This is a genomic window from Delftia lacustris (genome assembly GCF_040267515.1).
GTDB classification, from domain to species: domain Bacteria; phylum Pseudomonadota; class Gammaproteobacteria; order Burkholderiales; family Burkholderiaceae_C; genus Comamonas; species Comamonas tsuruhatensis.
The window spans coordinates 3537106-3556574 of record NZ_CP141274.1 but is presented as its reverse complement, the minus strand read 5'-3'; the positions used below and the strand labels follow the sequence as shown (position 1 = coordinate 3556574).

Annotated in this window: 13 protein-coding genes; 9 read left to right on the top strand and 4 right to left on the bottom strand. The window is 68.2% G+C overall.

The annotated features are described in order from the left end of the window. The first annotated feature begins 87 nt into the window (after positions 1-87). The 4 genes from smc to U6958_RS17650 are packed head-to-tail and all read left to right on the top strand — an operon-like array spanning position 88 to position 8203. Complete coding sequence (gene smc, locus U6958_RS17665) at positions 88-3615, top strand: chromosome segregation protein SMC (RefSeq protein ID WP_074922310.1); 3528 nt, start codon at positions 88-90, stop codon at positions 3613-3615. 57 nt (positions 3616-3672) lie between these two features. After that, positions 3673-5013 carry a cell division protein ZipA C-terminal FtsZ-binding domain-containing protein gene (locus tag U6958_RS17660; RefSeq protein WP_016445918.1) on the top strand — a complete coding sequence of 447 codons (1341 nt, stop codon included), beginning with the start codon at positions 3673-3675 and terminating at the stop codon, positions 5011-5013. Between the two features lie 47 nt (positions 5014-5060). Further along, positions 5061-7196, top strand: coding sequence for an NAD-dependent DNA ligase LigA (gene ligA, locus U6958_RS17655; protein WP_074922308.1), 2136 nt, complete (start codon positions 5061-5063; stop codon positions 7194-7196). Next, positions 7196-8203 (top strand): patatin-like phospholipase family protein, encoded by a 1008-nt coding sequence (locus U6958_RS17650; RefSeq protein ID WP_016445920.1) that lies wholly within the window; start codon positions 7196-7198, stop codon positions 8201-8203. The genes ligA and U6958_RS17650 overlap by 1 nt, the downstream gene beginning before the upstream one ends. A gap of 19 nt (positions 8204-8222) precedes the next feature. Here the strand turns inward: U6958_RS17650 and U6958_RS17645 are convergent, their stop codons facing one another. From U6958_RS17645 to U6958_RS17635, 3 genes are all read right to left on the bottom strand, one after another. Beyond that, complete coding sequence (locus tag U6958_RS17645) at positions 8223-11033, bottom strand: chemotaxis protein CheW (protein ID WP_074922305.1); 2811 nt, start codon at positions 11031-11033, stop codon at positions 8223-8225. A gap of 249 nt (positions 11034-11282) precedes the next feature. Then, complete coding sequence (locus tag U6958_RS17640; RefSeq protein WP_017405029.1) at positions 11283-11846, bottom strand: NUDIX hydrolase; 564 nt, start codon at positions 11844-11846, stop codon at positions 11283-11285. Positions 11847-11993: 147 nt separating this feature from the next. Next, complete coding sequence (locus tag U6958_RS17635) at positions 11994-12689, bottom strand: fumarylacetoacetate hydrolase family protein (protein ID WP_016445923.1); 696 nt, start codon at positions 12687-12689, stop codon at positions 11994-11996. A gap of 87 nt (positions 12690-12776) precedes the next feature. Between U6958_RS17635 and maiA the strand changes: the two genes are divergently transcribed. Next, entirely contained in the window at positions 12777-13442 is a 666-nt protein-coding gene (gene maiA, locus U6958_RS17630) for a maleylacetoacetate isomerase (RefSeq protein WP_074922302.1), read from the top strand. Next, positions 13439-14320 (top strand): polyphenol oxidase family protein, encoded by an 882-nt coding sequence (locus U6958_RS17625; RefSeq protein WP_016445925.1) that lies wholly within the window; start codon positions 13439-13441, stop codon positions 14318-14320. The genes maiA and U6958_RS17625 overlap by 4 nt, the downstream gene beginning before the upstream one ends. Here the strand turns inward: U6958_RS17625 and U6958_RS17620 are convergent. Continuing rightward, entirely contained in the window at positions 14240-14584 is a 345-nt protein-coding gene (locus U6958_RS17620) for a hypothetical protein (protein WP_074922300.1), read from the bottom strand. The genes U6958_RS17625 and U6958_RS17620 overlap by 81 nt on opposite strands. A gap of 144 nt (positions 14585-14728) precedes the next feature. Between U6958_RS17620 and U6958_RS17615 the strand changes: the two genes are divergently transcribed. The 3 genes from U6958_RS17615 (at position 14729) to phbB (ending at position 18873) form a co-directional block, all read left to right on the top strand. Beyond that, positions 14729-16618 (top strand): alpha/beta hydrolase, encoded by a 1890-nt coding sequence (locus tag U6958_RS17615; protein WP_074922385.1) that lies wholly within the window; start codon positions 14729-14731, stop codon positions 16616-16618. A 123-nt stretch (positions 16619-16741) separates the two neighbouring features. Next, positions 16742-17923: an acetyl-CoA C-acetyltransferase gene (locus U6958_RS17610; protein ID WP_016445928.1), complete on the top strand. Its 1182-nt coding sequence runs from the start codon at positions 16742-16744 to the stop codon at positions 17921-17923. Between the two features lie 212 nt (positions 17924-18135). Then, entirely contained in the window at positions 18136-18873 is a 738-nt protein-coding gene (gene phbB, locus U6958_RS17605; protein ID WP_026062290.1) for an acetoacetyl-CoA reductase, read from the top strand. Positions 18874-19469: the final 596 nt, after the last annotated feature.

Genomic DNA, 19469 nt, shown 5'->3' with positions numbered 1-19469 from the left:
GTGGCGCGCGGTATCATCCCGAGCTGCCTTGTTCTTTCCCCACCTCCTTGTTTGTCCGTTCGCCGCGGACCGCTTTGTGCCTGCATCGTGCGCCTGAATTCCATCAAGCTGTCCGGCTTCAAGTCCTTCGCCGAGCCCACCAACTTCATGCTGCCGGGTCAACTGGTGGGCGTGGTGGGCCCCAACGGCTGCGGCAAGTCCAACATCATGGATGCGGTGCGCTGGGTGCTGGGCGAGAGCAAGGCCAGCGAGCTGCGCGGCGAGTCCATGCAGGACGTGATCTTCAACGGCACCACGCACCGCAAGCCGGCCAGCCGCTCCAGCGTGGAGCTGGTGTTCGACAACAGCGACCACCGTGCGGGCGGCCAGTGGGGCCAGTTCGGTGAGATCGCCGTCAAGCGCGTGCTCACGCGCGAGGGCAACAGCAGCTACTTCATCAACAACCAGGCCGTGCGCCGCCGTGACGTGCAGGACGTGTTCCTGGGCACGGGCCTGGGCCCGCGCGCCTACGCCATCATCGGCCAGGGCACGATCAGCCGCATCATCGAGTCGCGCCCCGAGGAGCTGCGCCTGTTCCTGGAAGAGGCCGCAGGCGTGTCCAAGTACAAGGAGCGCCGGCGCGAGACCGAGAACCGACTCTCGGCCACCACCGAGAACCTCACGCGCGTGGAGGACATCCTGCGCGAGCTCAACAACAACCTCGACCGGCTGGAGAAGCAGGCCGAGGTGGCGGCGCAGTACAACGCGCTGCAGTCCCAGGTCACGCTCAAGCAGCAGCAGCTGTGGTTTCTCAAGCGCGCCGAGGCCGAGGCCGAGCAGGACCGCGTGCGCGTGGAGGGCCTGAAGGCCGTCAACGAGCTGGAAGAGCGCATGGCCGACATCCGCAACAACGAAAGCGGGCTCGAAACCCTGCGCCAGGCCCACTACGACGCCAGCGACCAGGTCAACCAGGCCCAGGCCAAGCTCTACGAATCCACGGCCGAGGTCGGCAAGCTGGAGGCCGAGATCCGCTACGTGCTCGAAGGCCGCCAGCGCGTGCAGCAGCGGCTGCAGCAGCTGTCCGAGCAGGTGCTGCTGTGGAACAGCCGCCGCGAGGAGGCCGAAGCCGAAATCGAAAATCTCGACGGCGCCGGTATGGACGCCGAGGAACAGGCCGAGATGCTGGCCGCCCAGGTCGAGGAGCAGAGCATGCGCCTGCCCGACCTGGAAGAGGCGCTGCGCAATGCCCAGAAGGCCGATGCCGACCAGCGCGCCAGCGTGGTGCAGGTGCAGCAGCAGATCCAGGTGCTGGCCGCCGAGCAGCGCAGCCTGGACGAGCAGCGCCGCCAGTTCGAGACCCGCTTCGAGCGACTGCGCGCCGACCGCAATGCGCTGGAGACACCCGACGAGGCCCGCCTCCACAATCTGCAGTCCCAGCTGGACGAGGCCCGCGAACTGGCTGAAATGGCCGATGCCGTGCTCAACGAGCTGCAGGACTCCGTGCCCCAGCTCGATGAGGACCGTCGCACGCGCCAGCAGGCCGTCAATGCCGAGGCCGCGCGCCATGCCGACCTGTCGGCGCGTCTGGAAGCCCTCAAGGCCCTGCAGGAAAAGGTCAAGACAGACGGCAAGCTCCAGCCCTGGCTGGCCAAGCACGGCCTGGACGGCATGCAGGGCCTGTGGAGCCGCATTGCCATCGAACCCGGCTGGGAAAACGCGCTGGAGGCCGCGCTGCGCGAACGCCTGGGCGCGCTGGAAGTGGGCCGGCTCGACATGGTGCGCGGCTTCCTGGGCGCAGGCGGGCACGATGCGCCGCCCGCGCGCCTGGCCTTCTTCAGCCCGCCGCAGGGCGCCCCCGCGCCCGCGCCGGGGCGCTGGCAGCACCTGTCCGATCTGCTGCGCGTGAACGATGCCGGCCTGCGCGCCGTGCTCGGCGACTGGCTGCAGGACTGCTACACGGCGCCCACGCTGGAAGAGGCGCTGTCGCGCCGCGGCGAGCTGCGGCCCGGCGAGACGGTCTATGTGCCCACGGGCCATGCCGTCAGCAGCCACAGCGTGAGCTTCTATGCGCAGGACTCGGAGCAATCCGGCCTGCTGGCACGCGCCCAGGAAATCGAGCACCTCGAAAAGGAAGTGCGCGCCCAGGCGCTGATCTCCGACGAATCGCGCACGGCCCTGGTGCGTGCCGAAAGCGCCTATGCCGAGGCCTCGCAGCGCCTGGTCAGCGCCCGGCGCGAGGCCAGCGAATCGCAAGGCCGCGCCCATGAGCTGCAGGTCGAGACCCTGCGCCTGTCGCAGCTGGCCGAGCAGGCCCGCGCGCGCAATGCCCAGATCAGTGCCGACCTGGCCGAGGTCGAGGCCCAACTGTCCGACATCGAGGAGCGCCGCGTGGCGGCCGAAGCCCGCTTCGAGGAACTGGACATGCAGCTGGCCGACAGCCAGGAGCGCCATGCCCAGCTGGGCGACAAGGTGCTGGAGTCCGAGCGGCGCCTGAACGAATCGCGCGAGCAGCTGCGCACGCTGGAGCGCCAGGCCCAGGAGGCCACTTTCTCGCGGCGCAGCCTGGAAGCGCGCCGGGGCGAACTCAGCCGCACCATAGAGACGGCCAGCCAGCAGGCCCGCTCGCTGGCCGACGAGCAGCAGCGCGCGCAGGACGAACTCACGCGCCTGACCGATGCCGCCGCCCAGGGCGGCCTGCAGGACGCGCTGGATCTGAAGATGCAGCGCGAGCAGGCCGTGGCCGCGCGCCGCAGCGAATATGACGACCTGACCAACAAGCTGCGCGCCAGCGACGAACGCCGCCAGCAGCTGGAGAAGGCGCTGGACCCGCTGCGCCAGCGCATCACCGAATTCCAGCTCAAGGAGCAGGCCGCGCGCCTGGGCCTGGAGCAGTACTCCACCCTGCTGGAGGAGGCCGGTGCCGACCTGGCCGCCGTCTCCCAGTCCATTGCCGAGGCCAATGTGCGCATGCACGGCCTGCAGGGCGAGATCGACCGGCTGCACCGCGAGATCGCCGCCCTGGGCGCCGTCAACCTGGCGGCGCTGGACGAGCTGAAGCTGGCGCGCGAGCGCAAGACCTTCCTTGATGCGCAGACCGAGGACCTGACCCAGGCCATGAACACGCTGGAAGATGCCATCCGCAAGATCGACGCCGAGACGCGCGAGCTGCTGTCGGGCACCTTCGAGACCGTGAACGGGCACTTCGGGCGCATGTTCCCCGAGCTGTTCGGCGGTGGCCAGGCCAAGCTGGTGATCACCGGCGATGAAATCCTGGACTCGGGCGTGCAGGTGATCGCGCAGCCGCCCGGCAAGAAGAACCAGACCATCCACCTGCTGTCCGGTGGCGAGAAGGCGCTGACGGCGATTGCCCTGGTCTTCGCCATCTTCCAGCTCAACCCGGCGCCGTTCTGTCTGCTGGACGAGGTGGACGCGCCGCTGGACGACGCCAACACCGAGCGCTATGCCAAGCTGGTGGCCAGCATGAGCAAGGGCACGCAGTTCCTGTTCATCAGCCACAACAAGATCGCCATGGAAATGGCGCAGCAGCTCATCGGCGTGACCATGCAGGAGCAGGGCGTGTCCCGCATCGTGGCCGTGGACATGGAGTCCGCGCTGTCCATGGCTGAGCTATCCTGAGCATGTCCGCAACCTTCCGAACCCATTTGCTGGAACGACGTTTCATTCCTTCATTCCATGAGTAACCTGCAAATCAGTCTGGCCGTCCTGGGCTTTGTGGTGCTGGCCCTGATCATTGCCTACAACAGCTGGTCCGCACGCCGCAATGCACCCAAGCGCGCCGACCCCGTCGAAGAGGCGCAGCGCGATCCCTCGCGCCATGAACCCGGCATGGACACCGTGGGCCACGGCCCGGACCTGACGCACAGCCTGCGCGAGCCCGTGCTGGGCGACTTCGGCACGGCAGCCCCGGGCCAGAGCCCTGCCGCCGTGGACCGCTTTGCCGAAACCGATGCCGAACTGGCCCATCTGGTCCAGCTCGAAGAGCAGCAGCGCCAGGCCGAGGCCCAGGCCGCTTTGGCGGCCAAGGCAGCCCAGGCGGTGCAGACCGCGCAGGCTGCCCATGCCCTGCAGGCGGCTGAAGACGCCAGCGCATCGGCACCCGCATCTGCGTCAGTGCCTGCGCCATCCCCGTTGGCACCGCAGTCCATCGAGCCTTCCCTCAACGACGCGGCCCTGACCAGCGCTGCGGCCAGCCGGCCGGGCCTGGATGCGCTGATCGATGCCATTGCCCCCGTGCAGGTCGGCCAGGCCGTGCCTGGCGAGCTGGCGCTGCAGGCCCAGCCGGCCACGCGGCGCGCGGGCAACAAGCCGTTTGCCATCGAAGGCATGAACCAGTCCACCCACCAGTGGGAGCCGCTGCAGCCCGGCCAGCGCTACCTGGGTTTCCAGGCCGGCGTGCAGCTGGCCAACCGCACGGGTGCGCTCAACGAGATCGAGTTCTCCGAGTTCGTTGCCAAGGTGCAGCGCTTTGCCGACGCGCTGGGCGCCACGCCCGACGTGCCCGACATGCTGCAGGAAGTGGCGCGTGCGCGCGAGCTCGACCAGTTCGCCAGCGAGCACGATGCCCAGCTCACCTTCATGCTGCGCGCACGCCAGGCCTCCTGGAGCGCGGGCTATGTGCAGCAGAACGCATCGCGCCAGGGCTTTCTGCCGGGCTCCATGCCCGGGCGCATGGCCCTGCCTTCGCCCACGCCCGGCATGCCGCCGGTGCTGGTGCTCAACTACGACCCGCAGGCGGCCATGGCCGACGACCTGGACACCTCGGTGGTGCGCGAGTTCCTGCTGAGCCTGGACGTGCCCCAGGTGCCGCGCGGCGAGCAGGCCTTCGTGCAGCTGCGCCAGGTGGCCGAGCGCCTGTGCCAGACCATGGATGGAGTGCTCTGCGACCAGAACGGCTACCTGCTGCCGGCCATGGCGCTGGACCCCATCCAGCACGACCTGGAACAACTCTATGACAAGCTCGACAGCCGCGAGCTGTCGGCGGGCTCCATGCTGGCGCGGCGACTGTTCAGCTGACGCGGCGCGGTGCCCCTGGTGCACAACAGGCTCCTGGCCTCAACCCCATGAACGACAATCTGGATCTCTTCTCCGGCGCAGCCCCCGCGGCGCCGGAGTCCGGGGCCGCCCCCGACAAGGTGCTGGCCAAGGTGCAGGCGCTGCGCGCCCAGCTCAACCAATGGGCACATGAGTACTACGTGCTGGACACGCCCACCGTGCCCGACGGCGAGTACGACCGCGTCTTCCAGCAATTGCAGGCCTTGGAAGGTGCCTACCCCGAACTGGTCACCCCGGACTCGCCCACGCAGCGCGTGATCGGCGCCGTGCTCGACGGCCTGATGCCTGTGCGCCATGCCGTGCCCATGCTCAGCATCCGCACCGAGACCGACAACGAGGCCACGGGTGCCGAGGCCTTCGACGCACGCATCCGCAAGGAGCTGGAACTGGCCGAAGGCGCACCGCCCGTGGAATACGTGGCCGAGCCCAAGTTCGATGGCCTGGCCATGAACCTGCGCTACGAGAACGGCCGCCTGGTGCAGGCCACCACGCGCGGCGACGGCGAGGTGGGCGAGGACGTCACACACAACATCCGCACCATCCGCAAAATTCCGCTGTCCCTGCCCGAAGGCAAGGGCGTGCCGCCCGTGGTCGAGGTGCGCGGCGAGGTCTACATGGGCCGCGCCGACTTCGTCCGGCTCAACGAACGCCAGCAGGCCGCCGGCGGCAAGAGCTTTGCCAATCCGCGCAATGCGGCGGCAGGCTCGGTGCGCCAGCTGGACTCGGGCATTGCGGCCCAGCGCCCGCTGTCCTTCTTCGCCTATGGCCTGGGAGAGATTACGCCGGCCGCGCAGGGCGGCCCCGACTTCGGCACCCACTACGCCATGCTGCAGACGCTGCGCGACTGGGGCTTCCCGGTGGCGCCCCAGGTCTGCATTGCCAAGGGCGCGGCCGAGCTGGTGGCCTTCCACCAGCGCATGGGCGCCGAGCGCGCCACGCTGCCCTACGAGATCGACGGCGTGGTCTACAAGGTCAACAGCCTGGCCCAGCAGCGCCAGCTGGGCTTTGTCTCGCGCGAGCCGCGCTGGGCCGTGGCCCACAAGTACCCGGCCGAGGAAATGCCCACGCGCATGGAAGGCATCGACATACAGGTCGGCCGCACGGGCAAGCTCACCCCCGTGGCGCGCCTGGCGCCCGTGGCCGTGGGCGGCGTCATCGTCACCAATGCCACGCTGCACAACCTGTTCGAGATCCGCAAGAAGCGCGTGCGCACCGGCGACACCGTGGTCGTGCGCCGCGCCGGCGATGTGATTCCCGAAGTCGTGGGCCGCGTGCCCGGCGACCGGCCGGCCTATGTGCCCAACTTCCGCATGCCCGCTGCATGCCCCATCTGCGGCAGCGCGGTGTTGCGCCCCAAGGGCGAGGCCAACCACCGCTGCACGGGCGGCCTGTTCTGCCCGGCGCAGCGCAAGGAGGCCATCCTGCACTTCGCCGCGCGGCGCGCCATGGACATCGAGGGCCTGGGCGGCAAGCTGGTGGACCAGTTGGTGGACGGCCATGTGGTGCGCACGCTGCCCGACCTCTACCGCCTGGGCCTGGTGGCCCTGGCATCGCTGGACCGCATGGCCGAGAAGTCGGCCCAGAACGTGCTGGATGCGCTGGAGAAATCCAAGAAGACCACGCTGTCGCGATTCCTCTTCGGCCTGGGCATCCGCCAGGTCGGCGAGTCCACGGCCAAGGACCTGGCCCGCCATTTCGGCCAGCTGGACGCCATCATGGACGCCAGCGTCGAGCAACTGCTGCAGGTGCGCGACGTCGGGCCCATCGTGGCCGAGAGCATCCACACCTTCTTCGCGCAGCCCCACAACCGCGAGGTGGTCGAGCAGTTGCGTGCCTGCGGCGTGCACTGGGAAGAGGGCGCGGCGCGCGAGCAGACCGCCCAGCCCCTGGCCGGCATGACCGTGGTGCTCACCGGCACGCTGCCCACGCTGGGCCGCGACCAGGCCAAGGAGATGCTGGAGGCCGCTGGCGCCAAGGTCTCCGGATCGGTCAGCAAAAAGACCAGCTACGTGGTCGCGGGCGCCGAGGCCGGCAGCAAGCTGGCCAAGGCCGAGGAACTGGGTGTGCCCGTGCTGGACGAGGCCGGCATGCTGGCCCTGCTGGCGGGTGACCCCCCTGCTGCAGCCGCAGCGGAGCAGGGCTGATGGCGCTGAGTCCGCGCAAACCCGTGGTCGGCCTGGCGCTGGGCAGCGGGTCGGCGCGCGGCTGGGCGCATTTCGGCGTGCTGCGCGCGCTGGAGGATGCGGGCCTGCGGCCCGACATCATCTGCGGCTCGTCCATCGGCGCCCTGGTAGGCGCCTCCTATGCGGCCGGTGAAATGCAGCGCTTCGAGGAATGGGTGCTGGGCCTGGGCATGCGCAAGGTCTTCGGCTTCATGGACTTCAACATCGCGGGCGGCATGCTCAAGGGCGAGAAGCTGATCTCGTTCTGGCGCGAGCATTTCGTGGACTCGGCCATCGAGGATCTGAAGATTCCCTTCGGCGCCGTGGCCACCGACCTGCATTCGGGTGCCGAGGTCTGGCTGCGCAAGGGCTCCATCGCCGATGCCGTGCGCGCCTCCATCGCGCTGCCCGGCCTGTTCACGCCCGTGCAGCGCGAAGGGCGACTGCTGGTCGATGGCGGCATCGTCAACCCCGTGCCCGCCTCGCTGGCGCGCGCCATGGGCGCGGACATCGTGATCGCGGTCGATCTCAATGCCGACATCATGCGGCGCCACATGCGGCCGCTGGCGCCCGCTGCCGCCATGGCCGCTGCGCCGCCGCTGGAGGAGGCCCCGCCCGCCGTGGAGCAGGGCGTGGCGCCCGAGGACCTATCGGGCCAGGCCAGCGCCGTGGCCGGCTCGGCCTGGATGCGCCGGCTGCAGCGCGGCGTGATGGGGTGGATGCCCGGCCACCACCGCGATGAGGCAGGCCGCGAGACCGAGCCCCCGCCCCGGCCGCCCTCGCTGCTGGACGTGGTGATGACCAGCGTCAACATCATGCAGATGCGCATCACGCGCAGCCGCATGGCGGGCGACCCGCCCGAGCTGGTGATCGCCCCGCGCCTGTCCCACCTGGGCCTGCTGGACTTCCACCGCGCCCGCGAGGCCATCGACGAAGGCTACGAGGCGGCGCAGGCCGCGCTGCCCGGCCTGCGCCACTGGGGTCTGTGAGGCCCCGGAGGAACGCGCCCTATGCCGCCTGGGCATCCCAGGCCGCCTCGCGCTCCACTGCTGCCGCGCTGCGGTCTGCGTTGGCCGCCGCGCCGCGCGAAGGCTGCAGCCGTTGCATCAATGCAGCCGGATCCAGGCACTGGATCAGCGGCAGGCCCGCGCCGGCATGCACCAGCTCCCGCACCAGGGCCGGCGTCGTGGAGGCCACGCTGAGCATGGGCGATTCCACCAGCGCGCTGGCCGGCAGCCGGTGCACGCCTTGCAGCGCGCTGACCAGCAGCCCCACGCGCAGGCCGCCGTGCTGGACCACGATGACCTGCGACTGCTCGGTGACCACGCCGGGCCGGCCCTGCAGCAGCGCGGCCAGGTCGAACACCCAGACATAGCCGCTGACGCTGCCCTGGCTGCGCCGCGCCAGCGCACCCACGCAAAACGGCAGCCGCCCTGCCGCCACGGGCGAGATGGCGCTGGCGGGCAGGGCCTCGCAGACATCGCCCGCGCGCAGGGCCAGCAGGCTGGCGCCCACGTAGAAGCTGGCCAGTTCCACCGGCGCATCGCCACCGCCGTGCGCGGCGAGCGCACGCGCGACAGGACGCGAGCCATCCAGCCGCGTGGCCGGCGCCAGGCGCAGGGCGCGGTTGCGCGCATCGGCATGCACAGGGCCCAGCCGCTGCAGGCTCAGGCTGACGAGGCCGGCCAGTGTGTCCTCCGTTGCGCTTTCCTTTGCATCGCGTGCCGCGCCCTGGTCCAGCCGGAACTCGCGGTAGCCTCGCCCGGCGGCCATGCCGACGATGCAGTAGTGGCCTTCGATTTCCTCGATGCTGCTGCGTACCTCTCCATCGGCCAGCGTTGCCAGCCCGGCCACGCCTTCTATGCAACTGCCCAGCGGCCGACCGCCGTGGCTGGCGGCGATGATGCGGCCGTCGCGTGCCACGTAGAAAGCCTCCATCGGCAAACGGGGCAGGCCGTGGTCTTCGGGGCCGGCGTCTTCGGACTGCTCCGGTGCAGCGGCCTGCAGCATGGCCTGCAGTTCTCGGCGCGTGTGGAACAGCAGGGCAATGCCGCCGATGGCGGGGCCCTGATCTGCGCCCTGCCCATGCCCATGTCCATTGGTGGTTGAGGGGGCGCGCAATGCGGCGTGGTAGACGTGGACGGGCAGGCCCCCATCGTCCAGCTCCTGCACGTGATAGGCCTGGGCATCGCGCAGCGCCATGGTGGCCTGCAGTGCCGAGGCCTGCACGCGCACGCCGGGTGACAGCGGCAGACCGGGTTCGTCCTCATGGCTGCAGGCCAGCACCAGGCCCTGGGCGTCATACAGCGCAATGCGCGCATAGACGGTGTACAGCGCATTGAGCTGCTCCAGCAGACGCTGCGCGGCGTCGTGTGCCTGTACCGACAGGGCCAGGCAGCCGCTGTTGTCTTGCAGCACTTTCTGCAGGCCTGGCGTCAGGGCCCACCAGCGGCAATCGTTGGCGCGTTCGTAGAGATTGCGCTCCAGCAGGTCCATCAGCAGCCGGTTCAGCGTGGTGTGCTCCTGCAGCCGCGTGGACAGCGCCGTCTCGTGCAGGCCGTGGATGGCGCGCGTGAACACGGCATGGGTCAGGTCGCCGGTCTCGCTCATCTGCTCCAGCACGGCCTGCAGCGGGTCCGGGTGGGCCGTGCCCTGCACGGGGGACTCCGGCGCCTGGCTGGCAGCCAGCACCTGTCCGTTCCAGACCACGCGGCGTATGTCGTCGGCCGCGCGTGCCATGGCGTGCAGGGGCGGGCAAAAGCCCCGGGACTGGGCCATCAGTCCTTCGGCGATGGCAGGCTCCAGTGCCTGCAGTACCTGCGGCCTTTGCTGGGTGGCGAAGGCCAGGTCCAGCGGCGCCATGACCTGGGTCTGCCAGCCCTCGGGGCCCGCATAGCCCTGGTAGGGCAGGGCGCGGGCCGTACGCACCAGATAGGTGCGGCCGGCGTGGATCAGCGGCTGCACGGCATCGCCGTGGTGCATGGGTACGCGGCTGCCGGGGGCGATCCAGTGGTCATCGCTGCTGGCAATGACCAGTCCAGCCGCATCCAGCAGCAGTCCCACCTGGGCGCGCGGCCCGCCCGAGGCAAAGATGGCCTGCATCTCGGCCGCGAAGTCGAAGCTCAGGCACAGCACGCCGAGCACCGCCATGGTGCGTGGATGCAGCAGGCGCTGCGCGTAGATCAGGCGGTCTGCGCCGGGCAGCACGCAGCTGGCGCCGAAATGGCTGACATGGCCGGCCTGCTGCAGGCACTGCTGGAACCAGCCCTCGGCGCAGGGCGGCAGCGGCTTGTCGCCTGCCTGGGCGCGTGCGCAGACCTGGCCCTGAGTGTCCAGCAGCAGGATGTCGTCGTAGACCGTGTACTTGGCACGGTAGGCCTGCAGGTGCAGCTGCAGCGGAGCCTGCCAGGCGTGCAGGCCGCCCGCGGCCATGTCCAGCAGGATGTCGCCATCGCCGAGCTGGGCCATGGCCTCGCACAGCACGGAATCGGCGGCCAGGAAGCCGACATCGGCCGTGCGCTCGTAGAGGCTGCGCACCAGCAGGTCGATGGCATGGCTGGACTGCATGCCCAGCTGGGCCATGGCTTCCTGCGCGGACTGGGCCAGCTGCGACTGCAGCAGGCCTTGCTCCAGCTGCTCCAACCCCTGGCGTGTGTCGGTCAGCATGGACACCAGGGCCTGTCCCTGCTGCGAGGCCTGCATGCGGGCCGAAGCCTCGATGAGACGCCACATGAGCCGGATCTCGCGCAGGTCGGCGGCGTTGCGGTTGAGTTCCCGCAGGTGGGGAAGAATCAGGTCGGTGGGCAGGGATGTGGCCATGGGGCGCTCCGCAGTCAGGTTCAGGTTCGGTAAACCAACTTTTCCGCTCAGGGAAAAGCCCTATGCAAAGAGCAAGAAGGAGGCCAGTTTGTGACTAAATGTGTCTGCAAGGTGACATAGGGATGACAGACCGCCGCCTGCTCCCCGCACGCAGCCCGTCGGGTGCCATACCGGGGCATGGCCCGGCATCACCGCAGTGCGTACGCCGGCGCCCCGTGCAGCACGGTGGTGCCTGGCGGCCGTGCAGGCCTACAGGCTCAGGTCTATGGTGTGCACCCGGTGCGCGTCCAGCAGGCCGGCAGCCCGGTCGGCGAAGTAGCGCTCCAACGTCACGCGCACGGTGCGGAAGGCCAGTTCTTCCCAGGGAACATCGGCCTGCGCAAACAGGCGGGCCTCCATGGTCTCGGGGCCGGGGTAGAACTGCTCGCTGCGCAGACGGGCGCGGTAGAACAGATGGACCTGGCTGACCTTGGGCACGTCCACGATGGAAAACAGCGGCCCCATCTCGATGTCGGCGCCGGCTTCCTCGTCGGTCTCGCGCTGGGCACCGCGTGCCGTGGTCTCGGCCAGTTCCATGAAGCCTGCGGGCAGGGTCCACAGGCCCCGGCGCGGCTCGATGTTGCGCTTGCACAGCAGCACGCGGCCGTCGTCGGTCACGGGGATGGTGCCCACCACGTTCAGCGGGTTCTCGTAGTGGATGGTGTGGCAGTGCGGGCACACGGCGCGCTCGCGCGTGTCGCCATCGTCAGGAAGGCGGTAGACCACCGCCGTGCCGCAGGCTCGGCAGAACTTGATGGGGCTGCGAAAAATCATGCCGACACCATGAAAGTGAAAGCGCCGCCAGACGGAAGGCAGTAAGGCATTCCGTGCGGCGGACCGTGGGTTCAAACACAAAGGCCGGCAGGCCGGGGAGTGTGCTCCCTGCTGCCTTGCCGGCCTGTCGCCAGGCTCAGAGAAAACTCAGGCGATCTTGACGCTCAAGGGGCTCAGCCCGTCGATGCGGCCTTCCAGCAGGTCACCGCGCACCACGGCGGCCACGCCTTCGGGCGTGCCCGTCATGATCAGGTCGCCGGGCTGCAGTTCCCAGGCCGCCGACAGGTGCTCGATGGTCTCGGCAATGTTCCAGATCAGCTTGCCGATGTCGCTGCGCTGGCGGTCGGCGCCATTGACCTGCAGCGAGATCGCGGCCTTGGCGATGTCGCCGGCCTCGGCTGCCGGGGTGATGGGGCCGATGGGTGCGGCATGCTCGAAGGCCTTGCCGATGCACCAGGGTCGGCCCTGCTTCTTCATGTCGTTTTGCAGGTCGCGGCGCGTCATGTCCAGGCCCACGGCGTAGCCCCAGATGTAGTCCAGCGCATCGGCTGCCAGGATGTTCTTGCCCGCCTTGCCGATGGCCACGACGAGCTCGATCTCGTGGTGCAGGTTGGAGGTCAGCGTGGGGTAGGGCATGGTGCCCGTGGTGCCGGCCTCGACGGGCACGATGGCGTCGGCAGGCTTGAGGAAGAAGAAGGGTGGCTCGCGGCCGGTGAAGCCCATCTCCTTGGCGTGTTCTTCGTAGTTGCGGCCCACGCAGTAGATGCGGTGCACGGGGAAGCGCTCGGGGCGGCCCAGGACGGGTACGCTGGCCACGGCGGGCGGGTTGAAAACGTAGCTCATGTCGGTGTTCCTCTGGCGCCTTGTCTCTTGGGCGCCGCCGCAAGTGTGCCATGCATCGGCGCTGCTGCACGGTATGCTTTGCGGTCTATGAAGCTCCACACCTACTTCCGCTCGTCGGCCTCCTACCGCGTGCGCATTGCGCTGCAGATCAAGGGCCTGGACTATGAATCCGTACCCGTGCACCTGCTGCGCGGCGACCACAAGGCGCCGGCCTATGCCCAGCATGTCGGCGATGCGCTGGTGCCGGCGCTGGAGACCGAGGACGGCCACTGGCTGACCCAGTCCATGGCCATCATCGAATATCTCGATGAGACCCATGCCGAAATACCGCTGCTGCCGCGTGACGCCCTGGGCCGTGCCCATGTGCGCGCACTGGCCCAGATGGTGGCCTGCGAGATCCATCCGCTCAACAACCTGCGCGTGCTCAAGTACCTGGTGCGCAACCTGGGTGTCTCTGACGAGGCCAAGAGCGGCTGGTACGTGCATTGGGTGCGATCGGGCCTGGAGGCCTTCGAGCGCCAGCTGGACCTGCTGGCCGCCGAGCGCGAGGCCGCCGGCCTGCCGCCTTCGCTGTTTTGCTGGGGCGACACGCCCACGCTGGCCGATTGCTGCCTGGTGCCGCAGATCTTCAACGGCCGCCGCTTCAACGTGAGCCTGGACGGCCTGCCGCGCCTGGCGGTCATCGTCGATCGCTGCGAGGCGCTGCCGGCCTTCCAGAAGGCCCATCCCTCGGCCTGCCCCGACGCGGAATGAGCGCGGCCCGGCCTGACTCCATCCCCGGCACCATCCCCGCATCCTGGCTGGTGCCCGACTGGCCCGCGCCGCCCGGCGTGCACGCGCTGTGCACCTCGCGCGAAGGCGGCGTCAGCACGGCGCCCTGGGGCAGCCTGAACCTGGGCGACCATGTGGGCGACGACCCCCAGGCCGTGCGCGCCAACCGCCAGCGCCTGCAGGAGATCGTGCGTGCGGATACGCCGGATGCCTGCGCGGTGTTCCTGCAGCAGGTGCATGGCGTGGATGTCATCGCACTGGATGCAGGCAGCGCGCAGGGCCAGGCCTTCGATGCCTGCGTGACCAGCGCCTCGGGCGTGGTCTGCACCATCATGGTGGCCGATTGCCTGCCCGTGTTGCTGGCCCATCGCAGCGGCGCCGTGGTGGGCGCGGCCCATGCGGGCTGGCGCGGTCTGGCCGGAATGCCGCCTGGCCATGCGGGTCAGCCGTTGGCAGGCGGTGTGCTGGAGTCTCTGTTCAAGCGCTTTGCCGATCAGCTCCGGACCGCGCCCGAGCAGGTGGCGCCGCAGACCCTGGCATGGCTGGGCCCTTGCATCGGTCCGCGTTCCTTTGAGGTCGGTGCCGAGGTGCGCGCTGCCTTCATCGCGCATGACGCCGCCGCCGCCGCGCATTTCACCGCCATACCTCAGGCGGGCGAGGGCACCCCCAAGTACTTGGCCAGCCTGGCCGGGCTTGCGCGCCAGCGCCTGGCGGCGCTGGGCATCACTGCCATCCATGGCAATGACGGCAGCGACGCATGGTGCACGGTGCTCAACGACTCACGGTTCTTTTCGCACCGGCGCGACGCTGCCCGCCTGGGCAGCAGCGGCCGATTCGCCGCCTGCATCTGGAAGGACTGAGGGCGCGGGCGCGTCCGGTGCGTCCGCCGTGCCCTGCGAGACCTGCTGCTGCGCCAGCCAGGCCTGGCGCTCGGCCAGTTCGCGCGCATGGCGCTTTCGGTTGCGCGCGGGCGTACCCATGATGTAGATCACGATGGACAGCGGCAGCAGTCCATACAGTGCGAAAGTGACCAGGGCGCCGAGTATGCTGCCCGTGGGGCTGGCGGCTTCGGCCACGGCCATCATCAGCGTGACATACAACCAGGCGATAACAACGAGATACATGGTCGATTCGAAAAAGGCGCACCGGGCACGGGTTTTTGTGGAGGGCTGTGCCGGGCAACGGGGGGCTCGCCTGGGTCACAATCAAAACGGATGCCCCGCAAGCCCCAGGCTATTGCGAACGGCATCCGCGAACAAGGATGCAGCATGAATTTTGACCCACTCGCAGGCCTGCCAGGCCAACCCATCCAGCAATTCTGGAACGAGCAATGGAGCCGGACGCTGCAGATACTGCAGCAGATGGGAACACCGGGAATGCCGGGAGCACAGGGCGCGGGCATGCCGGACATGGCCCAGGCCTGGAAGGCTGCAGTCCCCGAACCCGGCGCCTTGCCCGAGAACGCGCTGTCGCTGGACCCCGAAAAGCTGCTGGAGCTGCAGCGCCAGTACCTGGACGGCGCCAAGGCCATGTGCGAGCAGGGCGGCGCCCAGGCGCTGCTGGCCAAGGACAAGCGCTTCAACACCCAATCCTGGGCCGACAACCCGCTGACGGCGGCCACCGCAGCCACCTATCTGCTCAACAGCCGCATGCTCATGGGCCTGGCCGAGGCCGTGCAGGCCGACGAGAAGACCCGCAACCGCGTGCGCTTCGCTGTCGAACAGTGGCTGGCGGCCATGTCGCCCAGCAACTTCCTGGCACTCAATGCAGAGGCGCAGAAGAAGGCCATCGAAACCCAGGGCGAGAGCCTGGCCCAGGGCGTGGCCAACCTGCTGGCCGACATGCGCCAGGGCCATGTCTCCATGACCGACGAGAGCCTGTTCACCGTGGGCAAGAACGTCGCCACCACCGAAGGCGCCGTGGTGTTCGAGAACGAGCTGTTCCAGCTCATCGAATACAAGCCGCTGACGGACAAGGTGCACGAGCGGCCCTTCCTCATGGTGCCGCCGTGCATCAACAAGTTCTACATCCTGGACCTGCAGCCCGACAACTCGCTGATCCGCTATGCCGTCAGCCAGGGCCACCGCACCTTCGTGATGAGCTGGCGCAATCCCGACGACAGCCTGGCGCACAAGACCTGGGACAACTACATCGAAGACGGCGTGCTCACCGGCATCCGCGTGGCGCGCGAGATCGCGGGGGCCGAGCAGATCAACGTGCTGGGCTTTTGCGTGGGTGGCACCATGCTGTCCACCGCGCTGGCCGTGCTGCAGGCACGCCACGACCGCGAGCATGGCGCAGCTGCTGCTCCGGCGGCCAAGGCGGCTCCAGCCAAGCGCGCGGCTGGCAGCCGCAGCGCCGCCCGGACATCCACAGCCCGCGCCACGGCGCCGGCCGGCGTGCCGTTTCCCGTGGCCAGCGTCACGCTGCTGACCACTTTCATCGACTTCAGCGACACCGGCATCCTCGATGTCTTCATCGACGAGTCCGTGGTGCGCTTCCGCGAAATGCAGATGGGCGAGGGCGGCCTCATGAAGGGCCAGGACCTGGCATCGACCTTCAGCTTTCTGCGTCCCAACGATCTGGTATGGAACTACGTGGTGGGCAACTACCTCAAGGGCGAAACACCGCCGCCGTTCGACCTGCTGTACTGGAACAGCGACTGCACCAACCTGCCCGGCCCGTACTACGCCTGGTACCTGCGCAACCTCTACCTGGAAAACAAGCTGGTCCAGCCCGGTGCGCTGACCGTCTGCGGCGAGCGCATCGACATGCACCAGCTGCGCCTGCCGGCCTATATCTACGGCTCGCGCGAGGACCACATCGTGCCCGTGGGCGGCTCCTATGCATCGACCCAGGTGCTGGGTGGCGACAAGCGTTTCGTCATGGGCGCATCCGGCCACATCGCGGGCGTGATCAATCCGCCGGCCAAGAAAAAGCGCAGCTACTGGCTGCGCGAGGACGGCCAGCTGCCGCCCACGCTCAAGGAGTGGCAGGCCGGCGCCGACGAGTACCCGGGCAGCTGGTGGGCCGACTGGAGCCCCTGGCTGGCCGAGCACGGCGGCAAGCTGGTTGCGGCGCCAAAGCAGTACGGCAAGGGCAGGGAATACACGGCCATCGAGCCGGCCCCGGGCCGCTACGTGCTGGTCAAGGCCTGAGGCACAATCGTTTCGATGCTGCAGCGCAATAACGCTGCGGCTTGAATGCAGGGTGCCGCTGCCGCAGCTTCGGCAGTGCGCACCCGGGCATCCCTTCAAGAGTCCAAAGAAAGGTCCGTCATCATGGAAGACATCGTCATCGTTTCCGCTGTCCGCACTGCCGTTGGCAAGTTCGGCGGCACCCTTGCCAAGATCCCCGCCACCGAACTGGGCTCCATCGTGATCCGCGAGGCTCTGAGCCGCGCCAAGGTCGGCACCGACCAGGTCGGTGAAGTCATCATGGGCCAGGTGCTGGCCGCTGGCGCAGGCCAGAACCCTGCACGCCAGGCCATGATGAAGGCCGGCATCGCCAAGGAAACCCCGGCCCTGACCATCAACGCGGTCTGCGGCTCGGGCCTGAAGGCCGTGATGCTGGCGGCCCAGGCCGTGGCCACGGGCGACAGCGAGATCGTCGTGGCCGGCGGCCAGGAGAACATGAGCCTGTCCCCCCACGTGCTGCCGGGCTCGCGCGACGGCCAGCGCATGGGCGAGTGGAAGATGGCCGACACCATGATCGTGGACGGCCTGTGGGACGTCTACAACCAGTACCACATGGGCATCACGGCCGAGAACGTGGCCAAGGAAAAGAGCGTCAGCCGCGAACAGCAGGACGCCCTGGCCCTGGCCAGCCAGCAAAAGGCCACGGCCGCGCAGGACGCCGGCAAGTTCGTGGATGAGATCGTTCCCGTCAGCATTCCCCAGCGCAAGGGCGATCCCGTGGTCTTTGCGGCCGACGAGTACATCAACCGCAAGACCAACGCCGAGGCGCTGGCAGGCCTGCGTCCGGCTTTCGACAAGGCCGGCTCGGTGACGGCCGGCAATGCTTCGGGCCTGAACGACGGCGCCGCCGCCGTGGTGGTGATGAGCGCCTCCAAGGCCAAGGCCCTGGGCCTGACGCCGCTGGCGCGCATCGTCTCCTATGCCACCAGCGGTCTGGACCCCGCCACCATGGGCCTGGGCCCGGTGTTCGCCTCGCGCAAGGCGCTGCAGCGCGCGGGCTGGTCTGCGCAGGACGTGGACCTGTTCGAGCTGAACGAAGCCTTCGCGGCACAGGCCTGTGCGGTGAACCAGGAGCTGGGCATCGATCCGGCCAAGGTCAACGTCAACGGCGGCGCCATTGCCATCGGCCACCCCATCGGCGCATCGGGCGCCCGCATCCTGGTGACCCTGCTGCACGAGATGCAGCGCAGCGGCGCCAGGAAGGGTCTGGCCGGCCTGTGCATCGGTGGCGGCATGGGCGTGGCCATGACCGTGGAGCGCGTCTGAAAGGCTCCGGGAAAACGTTAGCAAGCTTTCAGGGTAGATCCTAGGCTTGACTAGGGCCTGCCCGAAGAGGGGCGCAGCGCACGCGCTGCATACTAGCCATGCGAGGGGGCCGGGCCCAGAGGCTCAGGCACCCTTGGCGATAACCGGCGTCAATGTTCCGGTTGTCATGGATAGATTGATCTGAAGCAACCATTGATTGACAGGAGAGAAGAATGGCTCAAAAAGTAGCGTATGTCACAGGGGGAATGGGAGGCATCGGAACGGCCATCTGCCAGCGTCTGCACAAGGAAGGCTTCAAGGTCATCGCAGGTTGTGGTCCGTCGCGCGACTTCCAGAAGTGGCTTGACGAGCAAAAGGCGCTGGGTTTCACCTTCCATGCATCGGTGGGCAATGTGGGCGACTGGGCTTCCACCGTCGAAGCCTTCAGCAAGACCAAGGCCGAGCACGGCAACATCGATGTGCTGGTCAACAACGCCGGCATCACGCGTGACCGCATGTTCATCAAGATGACGCCCGAAGACTGGCAGGCCGTGATCGAGACCAACCTCAACTCCATGTTCAACGTGACCAAGCAGGTCGTGGGCGACATGGTGGAAAAGGGCTGGGGCCGCATCATCAACATCAGCTCGGTTAATGGCGCCAAGGGCCAGGCCGGGCAGACCAATTACTCGGCCGCCAAGGCGGGCATGCACGGCTTCACCATGGCGCTGGCGCAGGAGCTGGCCACCAAGGGCGTGACCGTCAACACCGTGAGCCCCGGCTACATCGGCACCGACATGGTCAAGGCCATCCGTCCCGACGTGCTGGAGAAGATCGTGGGCACCATCCCCGTCAAGCGCCTGGGCGAGCCCAGCGAGATCGCATCGATCATCGCCTGGCTGGCTTCGGAGGAAGGCGGCTATTCCACCGGCGCCGATTTTTCGGTCAACGGTGGCCTGCACATGCATTGAACCTGCAAGGGTTCGCACTGCAAAGGAGCCTCCGGGCTCCTTTTTTGTGGGGCAGCCCCGCGGCAAATGTCCCAGAAATGACAAAACCCGCTGAAGCGGGTTCTGTGGAAGAGGGGGTCTGCACGGAAGGCCGTCAGACCGGTGGTGTCAGAGACTGGGGCACCGTGTGCGCCAGCCAGCGCCTCAGCGCTTGCGATCGCGTTCGTCTTCGGGCCAGATGGACATGATGGCGTTCGTTTGCATGGAAACTTCTCCTGTATTGCTCTCTTAACGCGGGCTGGATTCAGCTGGTTGACAGGTTTTTAAAAAATTTTCGAAGGAAGTCGAAACTTTTTCGTGACCCGGTTTTCAAGCGCTGCGGGGGCCGCGCTTGCGGTCACGGTCATCCCATGGCCAGACAGCTTGGGCCAGCGCAGCGGCTGCAAAGCGGGTCTGCAGGGCGGTGTGGGAAAAGATGTCGGTCATTGCAGTCACTCCTTTGCGTGTTCAACGCGGGGCAGTGGCGGCAGGTTGACTCAGGGATTGCCCCAGGACGCAAGCAATTGCAAGCCTGGAGGTGGGGATCTGTCAGTTTGAAGACAGATTTGTGGCGAGGT

Excerpts from the sequence above, each read along its gene's own strand:
- U6958_RS17660 (WP_016445918.1), top strand. The coding sequence starts at position 3,673 with ATGAGTAACCTGCAAATCAGTCTGGCCGTCCTGGGCTTTGTGGTGCTG.
- ligA (WP_074922308.1), top strand. The coding sequence starts at position 5,061 with ATGAACGACAATCTGGATCTCTTCTCCGGCGCAGCCCCCGCGGCGCCG.
- U6958_RS17650 (WP_016445920.1), top strand. The coding sequence starts at position 7,196 with ATGGCGCTGAGTCCGCGCAAACCCGTGGTCGGCCTGGCGCTGGGCAGC.
- U6958_RS17645 (WP_074922305.1), bottom strand. The coding sequence starts at position 11,033 with ATGGCCACATCCCTGCCCACCGACCTGATTCTTCCCCACCTGCGGGAA.
- U6958_RS17640 (WP_017405029.1), bottom strand. The coding sequence starts at position 11,846 with ATGATTTTTCGCAGCCCCATCAAGTTCTGCCGAGCCTGCGGCACGGCG.
- U6958_RS17635 (WP_016445923.1), bottom strand. The coding sequence starts at position 12,689 with ATGAGCTACGTTTTCAACCCGCCCGCCGTGGCCAGCGTACCCGTCCTG.
- maiA (WP_074922302.1), top strand. The coding sequence starts at position 12,777 with ATGAAGCTCCACACCTACTTCCGCTCGTCGGCCTCCTACCGCGTGCGC.
- U6958_RS17625 (WP_016445925.1), top strand. The coding sequence starts at position 13,439 with ATGAGCGCGGCCCGGCCTGACTCCATCCCCGGCACCATCCCCGCATCC.
- U6958_RS17620 (WP_074922300.1), bottom strand. The coding sequence starts at position 14,584 with ATGTATCTCGTTGTTATCGCCTGGTTGTATGTCACGCTGATGATGGCC.
- U6958_RS17615 (WP_074922385.1), top strand. The coding sequence starts at position 14,729 with ATGAATTTTGACCCACTCGCAGGCCTGCCAGGCCAACCCATCCAGCAA.
- U6958_RS17610 (WP_016445928.1), top strand. The coding sequence starts at position 16,742 with ATGGAAGACATCGTCATCGTTTCCGCTGTCCGCACTGCCGTTGGCAAG.
- phbB (WP_026062290.1), top strand. The coding sequence starts at position 18,136 with ATGGCTCAAAAAGTAGCGTATGTCACAGGGGGAATGGGAGGCATCGGA.